Source organism: Bacteroides sp. MSK.18.37, assembly GCF_019129155.2.
Taxonomy (GTDB): domain Bacteria; phylum Bacteroidota; class Bacteroidia; order Bacteroidales; family Bacteroidaceae; genus Bacteroides; species Bacteroides ovatus.
The window spans coordinates 1985661-1996872 of the sequence record NZ_JAHOIB020000001.1 but is presented as its reverse complement, the minus strand read 5'-3'; the positions used below and the strand labels follow the sequence as shown (position 1 = coordinate 1996872).

Below are 11212 nucleotides of genomic sequence, written 5' to 3'. Positions count from 1 at the left end.
GGTTTATTTTATATTCAGTTCGAACGGAATACGTGCCTGAATCATGGATTGTTCTTGCAGATTTTTCAGTAAGCCGAATTGCTGGTAGTACTCGCCTAATTTACTTTTCAGTAATTGTGATTCTACATAATTCGTCGGTTTCGTATCAAGCAGGGAAGACAGGAAATCTTGTTTCTCAGGATAAGACACAACGGTATAGCCTTCGATACCGGCTTTTGCAACAGCAATATCCAGTGCCTTGTCAATGCCACCTAATTCGTCTACTAATCCCAGTTCTTTAGCAGTTTCCCCAGTCCATACACGGCCTTCGGCAATCTTCTCGATAGCTTCCTTCGTCATGTGACGTCCTTCGGCACAACGAGTTACAAAGGTATCATATCCTTCAGTTATCATCATTTGAAGCAATGATTTCTCATCCTCGTTAAACGGACGCATGATATTTCCGAAATCAGCGTATTTATTCGTTTTTACGACATCATAACTTAAGCCGATTTTGTCAGTCAATCCTTTCACATTAGGAATCATACCGAAGATTCCGATAGAACCGGTCAGGGTAGTAGGCTCTGCAACAATCGTATCGGCAACGCAAGAGATGTAGTAACCTCCTGACGCAGCATAATCACCCATAGAGACAATGACCGGTTTCTTTGTTTTCAGCTCTTTTACAGCATGCCAGATTTGTTCCGAGGCGAAAGCGCTTCCACCTGGAGAGTTGACACGGAGTACAACAGCTTTCACATCATCATTATCTTTCAATTTGCGCAGGTCACGAATGACTTTCGAACCGACAATCCCGTCTTCGGAAGTTGCAGAGCTCGGATAGTCTGTAATCTCACCGGATGCATAATAAACAGCTACGATATTACCGCTTTTATCTTTCGGCACATTTTTCCTTACGTTCATCATGTCGCCCAATCCTAATATAGGAAGATTATCATCTTCATTGATCTCTACCAATTTCTTAAGATAATTGCGCACATCATTGCGATAAATCAGTGTATCAGCCAATCCGCATTTTATACTCTCTTCTGCCGGATAGAACATGAGCATGCGATCTGCATAAACATTCAGTGAGTCTACAGAAATATTGCGTGAAGTAGATACCCCTTCCGTAACCTGCCCCCAGATAGAAGTGATAAATGTGGTAACCTGTTCGCGGTTGGCAGGACTCATTTCCGTAGCAATAAACGGCTCTACGGCAGATTTGTAAGTTCCTACCTTGAACACCTGCATCTCAACTCCTATTTTTTGCAGCAAATCTTTGTAGAACAGGGGAGCAGAGGCGATACCCCGCCATTCAATCATTCCTTTGGGATTGAGCAACACCTTATCGGCTGCACTGGAAAGATAATAAAGTCCCTGCGTATAGGAGTCTGCATAAGCAATAACGAATTTTCCACTTTCTTTGAAGTCGAGCAGTGCGTTGCGGATTTCCTGCAAAGAAGCATAGGAGGTGCCTAATGAGTTTGCCTGTAGATAAATCCCTTTAATATTTTCGTTTTCTTTAGCCTTCTGGATAGAAGAAAGAATATCGTCCAGTCCGTACGTGTTAGATCCGTCACCCAACAACTGTGATAAAATACCCAGCGGATCTTCTTGCGTACGTTCAACCAACGTTCCGTTTAAGTCGAGCATCATTACAGAATTCTTTTTTACGATTGTTTCCGTGTCCGAAGCAGACATGATGCCAAACAACGTTACCATGCTGATTATAAATAATACAATACTTGACAAAATGATACCTGTCACCGTGGCAAGTGTAAATTTCAAGAAATCTTTCATTATACTTATTGTTTTTTGCGCCAGCTTGTTATTAAGCTAACAAAGATAAATAATTGAGTTGATATTTATTCAATAAGTCGTACGAATTTTTGTTTTATCACAGCGAATCCATATAAATAGGAACTTCCTTCATTTAAGATTTAAGTATATTTGTCTGTATCAAATCCTTTTAAATGAGAAGAAATCTCTAATTTTGTGGCACAACTATTAATACATTGAATAATACTATCATGAAAAAACTCACATCTATCTTTTTATTGCTCTTGTTTGTATGGACGGTACAAGCGCAAACTGCTCGTGAAGAGATCCGTGCAAACCGGTATTTATCCGCTAATAATTATTATGCATATCCCACGCCTACTGCCAAGCAGACAGCTGCTCCTAAGGGGTACGAACCTTTTTATATCAGTACATATATGCGTCATGGTTCACGGTATTTGATTGATCCGAATGATTATCGTTTCCCCAAGCAAACTTTATTAAAAGCCGATTCTTTAAACAAACTTACTGCAACAGGTAAAAACACACTGGATATTGTTTTGCGCATGGCTGATATGGCGGAAGGTCGTCTTGGTGAACTGACTTCGGTGGGAGCACGCCAACACAGAGGAATTGCAAAGCGTATGTATACTAATTTCCCACAAATATTTGCGGATGGAACAGAAGTGGATGCCCGTTCCACAGTTGTCATCCGGTGTATATTATCCATGACATCCGAGTGTCTCCAATTGCAGGCGATAAATCCTAATCTATGTATCAAGAATGATGCAAGTTACCATGATATGTATTACATGAATCCTCCTGCTAAGGATTTGAGTAAAATAGCTAGTTCCGATAAAGTGAAAAAGGTTCAGAAAGATTTTGAGGCTACCCATGTACGTCCGGAACGGTTGATGAAAACATTGTTTACAGACGAAGCGTATGTCAAAGCAAACGTTGATGAAGCGCGCCTGATGAGACGTCTTTTTGATTTGGCTTGTAATATGCAGAGTCATGATACAGATATGCAGCTATATTCTCTTTTCACGGATGAAGAGTGTTATGATCTATGGAGCTGTAACAACTTATATTGGTATCTGACACACGCTTGTTCTCCTGTAACGGATGGTTTGATGCCCTATCGGGAAGCCGACTTGTTACGTAATATTTTAGATAGGGCAGATGCTGCTTTGAAAGAAGGTAAAAAGCAGGCCACTTTAAGATTTGGCCATGAGTCTTGTCTGTTACCGTTGGTCGCTTTATTGGAACTGAATCATTATGGTGAATCTTACCCTGATGTAGAAAAGTTATCCGAACAATGGAGAGCGTATGATATTTTCCCGATGGCTAGTAACGTGCAATTCGTCTTTTTTCATAAAAAAGGAAGTAACGATGTATTGGTAAAAGTATTACTTAATGAAAAGGAAACTAAACTACCGGTGAAAACAGACGTAGCTCCTTATTACCACTGGAAAGATGTAGAAAGCTACTATCGTGAAAAATTAGATAAATATCAGCATATATAATGCGGCATTAACTTAACATTATTATATTTACCATGAGAAGAAAAACCCCTTTTATGGCTGCAACTCTGGCAGCAGGCTTGTTTTTTTATTCTTCTTGTACTCCGGCTGAAAAGACGGATACAAAAGATTATACTCAATACGTTAATACCTTTATCGGTGGCGCAGACAACGGGCATACATTTCCCGGCGCATGTTATCCTTTCGGTATGATACAGACCAGTCCTGTGACGGGAGCAGTTGGTTGGCGCTACTGTTCTGAATATGTTTATGAGGATTCTCTGATTTGGGGATTTACTCAAACACATCTGAATGGAACGGGATGTATGGACTTAGGTGATATTTTGGTGATGCCGGTCACTGGCACACGTGCCCGTGCGTGGGATGCTTATCGTAGTCATTTCCCTAAAGATAAAGAAGCGGCTACTCCGGGATATTACACCGCAGAGCTCTCTGATCCACAGGTAAAAGCGGAACTGACTGCCTCTATCCATGCTGCCCTTCACCGCTATACTTATCACAAGGCTGATTCTGCCTCTATATTGATTGACTTGCAACATGGTCCTGCATGGAGAGAAGAACAATATCATTCACAAGTTAATAGTTGTGAAGTGAACTGGGAAGATGCTCAAACACTGACAGGGCATGTCAATAACACGGTATGGGTCAATCAGGATTATTTCTTTGTGATGAAATTCAATCGTCCGGTAGTCGATTCACTTTATCTTCCGATGGGCGAAACAGAAAAAGGAAAACGCATCATAGCCTCTTTTGACATGCAGCCGGGAGACGAGCTGATGATGAAAGTGGCTCTTTCCACCACCAGCATAGACGGGGCTAAAAAGAATCTGGAAGCAGAAATTCCTGCCTGGGATTTTGAAGGAGTGAGAACTGCCGCCCACAATGAATGGAATAACTATTTGAGCCGTATTGAAATAGAGGGTACCGATGATGAAAAGACAAATTTCTATACTTGTTTCTACCACGCATTGATTCAGCCTAATCAAATTTCGGACGTAGACGGTATGTATCGTAATGCTGCCGACTCTATAGTAAAGGCTGGAACGGGTGCTTTCTATTCTACGTTCTCTTTGTGGGATACTTACCGTGCCGCTCATCCGTTTTATACATTAGTGATTCCCGAACGTGTGGACGGTTTTGTGAATTCTCTCATCGAACAGGGTGAAGTGCAAGGCTTCCTGCCTATTTGGGGATTGTGGGGAAAAGAGAATTTCTGTATGATTGGTAATCACGGCGTATCAGTCATTGCCGAGGCTTATCGCAAAGGATTCCGTGGCTTTGACGCTGAACGTGCTTTCAATATAATAAAGAAGACGCAGACTGTATCTCATCCGTTGAAGTCTGATTGGGAGGTTTATACGAAATATGGTTATTTCCCGACAGATCTGATAAAAGCAGAATCTGTATCTTCCACTTTAGAATCTGTATATGATGATTATGCTGCTGCCGATATGGCACGTCGTATGGGTAAAGAGGAAGATGCCGCTTACTTCGCGAAACGTGCTGACTATTATAAGAATCTTTTCGATCCGGAGACGAAGTTCATGCGTCCGCGCAAAGCTGACGGAACTTGGAAAGCTCCGTTTAACCCAAGTGCGTTGGCACATTCTGAAAGTGTCGGTGGAGATTATACGGAAGGAAATGCATGGCAATATACTTGGCATGTACAACATGATGTTCCAGGATTAATCCAGTTGTTTGGGGGAGAAAAACCTTTCTTGAATAAATTAGACTCATTGTTTACGGTTAAGCTAGAAGGTGAAAGTTTAGCAGATGTTACTGGATTAATCGGGCAATATGCTCATGGAAATGAGCCAAGCCATCATGTGACTTATTTGTATGCACTGGCTGGTCGTCCGGAACGTACACAGGAATTGGTTCGTGAAATATTTGATACTCAATACAAAAACAAACCCGACGGACTTTGCGGAAATGATGATTGCGGACAGATGTCTGCCTGGTATATGCTTAGTGCGATGGGATTTTATCCGGTAGATCCGGTAAGTGCGGAATATGTATTCGGTGCTCCACAGTTGCCGAAGATGACCTTGCATCTGGCCGATGGCAAGACTTTCACGATTATTGCGGAGAATTTGTCGAAAGAACATAAATATGTAGATAGTATTACATTGAATGGCGAACCATATACGAAGAAAACAATCTCGCATGAGGATATTGTAAAAGGAGGAACGCTGGTATACAAGATGAAGTAATAAATTCGTTTCTGTACTGTTATGGGACTAATGACTTTAATTAATAGTGGTTGGGATCATAACTTATAGTAGAGAAGAAAAAAAGATACTGCAAGAATAAATTGTACGACACCCGGGTCTCATGCTGCTTGACACCCGGGTGTCAGCATGTTCAACACCCGGGTGTCGGTGTGCATGAGACCCGGGTGTCGTACAACTTAATACTACCAAATGAAATTAATTTGAAGCCATACGATTAAGTTTGTACTAATACAAACTTATTTCCCTACAATCCTACTCACCTCTATACGCTGCTTTTCAAACTTCTCATTATTGCTGTTGCGGTTACTAACCTCTTTACAGCGAATAGGTGCACTCATTTCAAGCAAGCGCAAAATCTCATTTAAAGATTCACCTTCAAAAGTCGCTTTATAGGAATACTTTCCTAATTCGGCGTCTTTCAGAATAAATTCCACGTTATAAGTCTGTCCCAAACGTTTGAATACATATTCCAGCGGGTCATCTCTAAAAATGAGTATTCCATCTTTCCATGAGCACCATTTATAAGTGTTGGTCTTATTGACGTTATATAAAGAAGTGGCTAGATTATAGTCAATTTTCTCTCCCGGTGAAAGGGAAATCGTCTTTTTCTGGTCAAGAGTAACTGCGACCTTTCCTTTTACTAACGTCACTGCTGCTACATGATCCGGAGCGTATGCGTTCACATTGAATGCAGTGCCGGTAGCTTCTACAGTTAGTTGTTTTGTTTTTACGATGAAGGGATGCTCTTTATCGGATTCTACTTCAAAATAGGCTTCACCCTGCATTGAAACAACTCTTTGCTTATCATTGAATTGAGTCGGATACTTTAAAGAACTTCCGGCATTTAGCCAAACCTTAGAACCGTCAGGCAGATTAACTACCGACCAAGTGCCATAAGGAGTGAATAGCTCCTGATAAGTCTCTGCAATTTGAGAAGCGGGTTTAAAATAAAGATAAGCAGATAATATCAGTAAAGGAAGAAGTAAGATAGCTGCCACTTGCTGCCAATAGTGTAGGAAGGACAACTTAGGACGAACGGAAACCGGCTGGTTTGGATGGAGAATCTGCTCCATTACTTTTCTGTGCGCACTGTTCACATCTATCTCTTCCGGATTAAAAGCCGGGTGACTGACTTCCCACACATTCTTTTGTGATAGAAAATTCCTATAGTTTTCGGGAGTAGCCGATATCCAATCATCCAGTACCTTTATTTCTTCTGGTGTAGCCTCTTTCGAGAGATATCTGGAGATTATAATCTCTATGTCTGAATCTTTATTTATCATAATGCATTTTACCTTATATATAATAGACGTTTCAGAAAGAAAATCCCACATTCATTAGTGGAAAAGAAATAAAAAAAGTAGTAAATAAAAATCTTTTAATAAGATGCGGAGCTGCTTCAATGCTTTGCTGATACGTACTTCTACCGTTCTGACAGAGATATTCAGGCGATTGGCTATTTCCTGATATTTAATGTTTTCTAATCGGCTCATCTCGAACACTTCTCTTTCTTGAGGAGGTAATTGTTCCAATGCATTTTTAAGTTGTCGGCATAAATCAGAATACAGTATGTAGTTTTCTGTCGTATCTATATCTATAGAATCCGATTTAAGTTCGTAAGCAATGTGTTCATCTATAATCCTGCGATGGCGTAATTCGTCCAGACAGTAATTTCTGACCGCTTTCAGTAAATATGATTTTAGTGAGTTCTCAATTACCAATGATTTCCGGTCATTCCATAGTTTGAGAAAGATATTTTGCACAATATCTTCACAGGTAGATTTCTCCGGGATGTAAGTACCGCCAAACAATACCAAATCTTTATAATAAATATGGAATAGTCGGGTAAAAGCCTGTTTATCATCCTGTTTTAGTGCTATTACCAGAAAACGGTCGTCGGAAGTCTGTTGTTGGATATTCGGCATAGTATTGTAGTAAAGGTTCTATTGTCGGGGGTAAAAATAGAAAGATTATTTGGGATAAACGATAGTTTGAAGAAAAAATAATGCAGATGAAAAAATAATGCGATATCCAATGTGGCTTTTATTTTTAGAAACGTCTTATTGATAGAAACGAGAGAAAAACACATTTATTAACCTTTAAATAATACAAGCCATGAGAAAGACATAATCAGTGAATTCAGCTTCCGACAACTGATAAAAAAAAAGGAAGGTCTGACTCACCTTCCTTTCCAAAGATTCAGTTATTCGTTAATCAACTTATTTGTAGAACCAATAACCAAACATGTAAAGGTATGAAACTTATTTCAATTAGAAAAATGAAAAAGAGAATTAATGTACCTGCGAATGTAAAAATGGGGAGAATCTGTGCTATATGGTTGTTTTGTATAGCTTTGCAAGCTATCAGTATACCTATCCTGGCACAATCCGCCAAAATTACATTGCGACTGAAAAATGTGACTGTAGAGGAGGTCTTGACTAGTATCGAAAATCAGACAGAATATCGTTTCTTATACAACAAAGATATTGTTGATGTAAGCCGTATCGTAAGTATTTCTGTGAAAAATGAATTGATGACTCTGGTACTGGATAGACTTTTTAAAGGCGAAGGAGTATCTTATACGATTGAAAAACGTCAGATTGTATTAAACAAAGTTTCATCTCGGGCACAGGATAACAAACAGCCGGTCAAGGTGACAGGCAAAGTAGTGGATGAATCCGGCGAAGCTCTTCCGGGAGTGACTGTGATGATAGAAGGGGCTACTCAAGGAACGATTACCGGTATAGATGGCAATTACCAGTTGCAAGTTCCGGAAGGCTCGACACTGAAATTTACTTCAATAGGTTACACTACATATACGCAGAAAATTACCCGACCGATGACGTTGAATGTGACGATGAAAGAGGATTCAAAACAATTGGATGAAGTCGTTGTGGTAGGGTATGGAACGACCACCCGTAAGAATCTGACCACTTCCATTGCAACGGTAAAAACGGAAAAAATATCGCGAGCCGCAACAAGTAATATGTCACAGATGTTGCTTGGGCGGGCTGCCGGACTGGAAGCTACGTTGACAAGCCCGCAACCGGGTGGAGCAGTTGACCTTTCAATTCGTGGGGCAGGTACTCCTATCTTTATAGTGGATGGAGTAATGATGCCTTCCACTTCTTTAGAGGTTGGAAACGGAAATCAGGTTATGCCCAACTCTATCAATCGTTCGGGATTGGCCGGACTTAATCCTGCCGATATTGAATCTATCGAAGTGTTAAAGGATGCATCTGCCTCCATTTATGGAATTGGTGCAGCCAATGGGGTCGTATTGATCACTACAAAGAAAGGTACTGAAACTCGTCCCCAAATCACTTATGAAGGAAATTATTCTATCGTGAAAAACTATCCGTATCTGGAACCTTTGAGTGGGGAAGAATACATGAATGTTGCCAACATTTTCAATAAAGAAAACTATTTATTTACGAACGGTATGTATCCTTATGGTGATAAACCTTTTGATAATAAATGGGTACCTCAATTCTCACCTCAACAGATAGCTGCCGCTCAAACAACAGACTGGCTGGATTGTGTATTAAAGGATGGTAGCATCAATAATCATAATATCACAATTACGGGCGGTTCTAAACTGCTGAAATATTATCTGTCCGGAAATTACTACAAACAGGAAGGTACGGTAGAAAACTCCGCTATGGAACGTTATGCTCTTCGGACAAACATATCTTCACAATTGCTTCCATTTCTTAAGTTGACAGCAATTGTCAATGTAAATGAGAATGAATATACAAACTCAACTTCCGGTGGCGGTGGGGGTGGAAATGGGTATGATGCCATACAATCGGCTTTAACCTATCCTTCTTATTTACCGATCAGAGGTGAGGACGGAAAACCTACCTTATATTCAAATTACCCTAACCCGGCCGAAATGATAAAAGTTAGTGACCGGACTAAAACAAGCGGTTATTATCTAAATTTTGCTGCCGATGTGGATATAATCAAGGATATGTTGTCTTTCCGCTTGATGTATGGTATCAATAAGGAAAATGCTAACCGTAACTTGTATGTTCCTTCTGATATATATTTTATGGACATGTATAAATCAAGAGGGCATTTGGGATATGTTGAACGTAGAAACCAAACTATGGAAGGCACGTTGACTTTCAAAAAGCAGTTTGGAGATTTGTTACGTGTCGATGCCGTAGTCGGTATGGGAAGGTATACGAACGATTCAAATGGTCTTGAACTTGACTACGAACAGATTAACGATCACATTGCTGCTGATAAGGTGGAAGCTGCGGAAGGCGCTTTCTACCCGACTTCTTTCAGAGCAGCCGATGAACGTCGTTCTCAATTTGCCAGGGCAAGTGTGGATGTGCTCGACAGATATGTAGTTGCCGCTACTATTCGCCGCGATGGAACGGATAAGTTTTTCCCGGGAAAGAAATATGCCTATTTCCCTTCAGTATCATTGGCCTGGAAATTATCTAACGAGCCGTTTATGAAGCATATATCATGGATTGACCAGTTGAAGATTCGTGGTAGTTATGGACAGACAGGTAATGATAATCTGGGTAGTTCGCTTTATGGCATTTTCAGTCTGGCAGCCCAATATATCAAGTTTTCCAACAATTCAGTGACTTATGTACCCTATCTGCTTAGCGGTCCTGATTACCCGAATGTTACTTGGGAAAAGACTACCATGAAAAATATAGGTGTAGACTTTTCTGTTTTAAAAGATAGAATCTGGGGAAGTTTTGATATGTTCCGCAATGATGTAACCAACTTGCTGGGATATGACTCTGCCTCTCCGCTTAGTATGACATCTTCCGTCCCGATGAATTATGGACATTATGTACGTTACGGATGGGATGCGACTATTAACTCACTTAACTTTGAAATCCCCCGTGTGTTTAAGTGGACCTCACAATTGACCTTATCACATCATAATGCTGTTTGGAAAGAACGGATGCCCAATTATTATTATGAAGAATATCGAATCCGTAAGAACGAACCGGTGAATGCTTATTATTACTATGAAACGGAAGGCGTTATCAACATAGATAAAAGTAATATGCCCGAATCGCAAAAATCTTTGCCGGTAGATGCGCAACAGCCCGGTTATCCGATTATTAAGGATGCAAATGGGGATAATAAAATAACGATTGATGATGTAAAGATGCGGAATACACTTCCAAAAATTCACATAGGCTTTGGAAATACATTTGTATACAAAGATTTTGATCTGGATGTATTTATGTATGGACAATTCGGACGTACACGCTATAACTATGCATATCGTTGGGCACTTGTCGGAGATGTGTATTACACGAGTCCCAAGAATTCGAACAAATATGTATATACTATCTGGAATTCTCAAACCAATCAGAATGGAAACCGTCGTGGTATCGCTTCAACAAAGGCTGTCGCTTTGCCTGGTAACGTAGGTTTTGAGGAAGATTATCAGAATGCTTCGTTCGTACGTATCAGGAATATCACTTTAGGATACAACCTTTCAGGAAAGAAGCTGGGAAGAGTGGGTGATTATGTGAGTTCTATCAGAGTTTTTATCGACTGTCAGAATCCGTTTACTTTTACCAAGTTTGTAGGTGTCGATCCTGAAATAAAGACGGGGGGTGACGGCTCCAAAGCGGAGTATCCGATGACGAGAACATACTCCTTCGGAGCAAAAATATGTTTCTAAGA

At 40.3% G+C, this 11212-nt stretch carries 6 protein-coding genes; 3 read left to right on the top strand and 3 right to left on the bottom strand.

Going from position 1 to position 11212, the window contains the following annotated elements:
* Positions 1 to 3: 3 nt before the first annotated feature.
* On the bottom strand, positions 4 to 1782 hold the full coding sequence (gene sppA / locus KSX81_RS08410; RefSeq protein WP_004298943.1) for a signal peptide peptidase SppA: 1779 nt from the start codon (positions 1780 to 1782) through the stop codon (positions 4 to 6).
* Between the two features lie 230 nt (positions 1783 to 2012).
* Here sppA and KSX81_RS08405 point away from each other — a divergent pair, with 230 nt between their 5' ends.
* Both KSX81_RS08405 and KSX81_RS08400 read left to right on the top strand, forming a co-directional pair.
* Positions 2013 to 3287, top strand: a complete 1275-nt coding sequence (locus KSX81_RS08405; RefSeq protein ID WP_004298945.1) for a histidine-type phosphatase — start codon at positions 2013 to 2015, stop codon at positions 3285 to 3287.
* Positions 3288 to 3319: 32 nt separating this feature from the next.
* The gene (locus tag KSX81_RS08400) at positions 3320 to 5518 is read left to right on the top strand and encodes a GH92 family glycosyl hydrolase (protein WP_044919636.1); all 2199 of its coding nucleotides are present in this window, start codon (positions 3320 to 3322) and stop codon (positions 5516 to 5518) included.
* A gap of 257 nt (positions 5519 to 5775) precedes the next feature.
* Here the strand turns inward: KSX81_RS08400 and KSX81_RS08395 are convergent, their stop codons facing one another.
* Together KSX81_RS08395 and KSX81_RS08390 are read right to left on the bottom strand one after the other, a co-directional pair.
* Positions 5776 to 6822, bottom strand: coding sequence for a FecR family protein (locus tag KSX81_RS08395; protein ID WP_217725819.1), 1047 nt, complete (start codon positions 6820 to 6822; stop codon positions 5776 to 5778).
* 54 nt (positions 6823 to 6876) lie between these two features.
* Positions 6877 to 7464: an RNA polymerase sigma-70 factor gene (locus KSX81_RS08390; RefSeq protein WP_004298951.1), complete on the bottom strand. Its 588-nt coding sequence runs from the start codon at positions 7462 to 7464 to the stop codon at positions 6877 to 6879.
* A gap of 329 nt (positions 7465 to 7793) precedes the next feature.
* Here KSX81_RS08390 and KSX81_RS08385 point away from each other — a divergent pair, with 329 nt between their 5' ends.
* On the top strand, positions 7794 to 11210 hold the full coding sequence (locus KSX81_RS08385; RefSeq protein WP_217725820.1) for a SusC/RagA family TonB-linked outer membrane protein: 3417 nt from the start codon (positions 7794 to 7796) through the stop codon (positions 11208 to 11210).
* The last annotated feature ends 2 nt before the right edge of the window (positions 11211 to 11212 follow it).

What these genes read in the sequence shown, in the direction of transcription:
- KSX81_RS08400 (WP_044919636.1), top strand. Translation starts at nt 3,320, where the DNA reads ATGAGAAGAAAAACCCCTTTTATGGCTGCAACTCTGGCAGCAGGCTTG.
- KSX81_RS08405 (WP_004298945.1), top strand. Translation starts at nt 2,013, where the DNA reads ATGAAAAAACTCACATCTATCTTTTTATTGCTCTTGTTTGTATGGACG.
- KSX81_RS08385 (WP_217725820.1), top strand. Translation starts at nt 7,794, where the DNA reads ATGAAACTTATTTCAATTAGAAAAATGAAAAAGAGAATTAATGTACCT.
- KSX81_RS08395 (WP_217725819.1), bottom strand. Translation starts at nt 6,822, where the DNA reads ATGATAAATAAAGATTCAGACATAGAGATTATAATCTCCAGATATCTC.
- KSX81_RS08390 (WP_004298951.1), bottom strand. Translation starts at nt 7,464, where the DNA reads ATGCCGAATATCCAACAACAGACTTCCGACGACCGTTTTCTGGTAATA.
- sppA (WP_004298943.1), bottom strand. Translation starts at nt 1,782, where the DNA reads ATGAAAGATTTCTTGAAATTTACACTTGCCACGGTGACAGGTATCATT.